The organism is Burkholderia alba (genome assembly GCF_034721475.1).
Lineage (GTDB): Bacteria > Pseudomonadota > Gammaproteobacteria > Burkholderiales > Burkholderiaceae > Burkholderia > Burkholderia alba.
Map to the genome: position 1 here is coordinate 1 of NZ_JAWJWL010000149.1, position 897 is coordinate 897.

An 897-nucleotide genomic window follows, 5' to 3' on the forward strand; every position below is an offset into this window, starting at 1 on the left:
CAGTTCGACAACGGCACCGGTTCGGAACTCGATCTGCGCCAGGCGCAGACCGTGGTCGAAACGGCCCTCGCGAACCAGCAGGCGCAGGCGCGCGCTCGCGCGCAGGCGGTGAACGCGCTGGTGCTGCTGGTCGGCGAGCCGCTGCCCGACGATCTGCCGGCAGGCTTGCCGCTGAACGCGCAGAACCTGCTGACCGACGTGCCGGCGGGCCTGCCGTCCGATCTGCTGACGCGTCGTCCCGACATCATGCAGGCGGAGCAGACGCTGCTCGCGGCGAACGCGAACATCGGCGCGGCGCGGGCGGCGTTTTTCCCGAAGATCTCGCTCACGGCGGCGTTCGGCACGGCCAGCCCGACGCTGGGCGGCCTGTTCAAGGCCGGCACGGCGGCGTGGTCGTTCGCGCCGAACATCGCGCTGCCGATCTTCGAAGGCGGGGCGAACATCGCGAACCTCGATCTCGCCCACGTGCAGAAGCGCATCGAGATCGCGAACTACGAGAAGGCGATCCAGTCGGCGTTCCGCGAAGTGTCGGACGGTCTGGCGGCGCGCGGCACGTACGACCAGCAGATCGCGGCGCTGGAGCGCAACGAGCACGCGCAGCAGCGGCGTTTCGATCTGTCGGACCTGCGCTACAAGAACGGGGTCGACAGCTACCTGTCGGTGCTGACGGCACAGACCGATCTGTACACGGCGCAGCAGACGCTGATCAGCGCGCGGCTCGCGCGCTGGACCAATCTGGTCGATCTGTACCGCGCGCTGGGCGGCGGCTGGATCGAGCGGGCGGGCGATCAGCCGCGGCCGGCGGATGCGCCGGTCGACTACGGCCGGGCCAACGACGCGCCAGCGCCGGCGCCCGCGCAGCAGACCGCGACGACGGGCTGACGCCCGGCGCAAGCG

General features: G+C 70.9%; 1 protein-coding gene. It reads left to right on the forward strand.

Going from position 1 to position 897, the window contains the following annotated elements:
* On the forward strand, positions 1-882 hold an 882-nt coding region (locus RZR99_RS32930; RefSeq protein WP_323123843.1), incomplete at its 5' end, for an efflux transporter outer membrane subunit.
* Positions 883-897 lie beyond the last annotated feature (15 nt).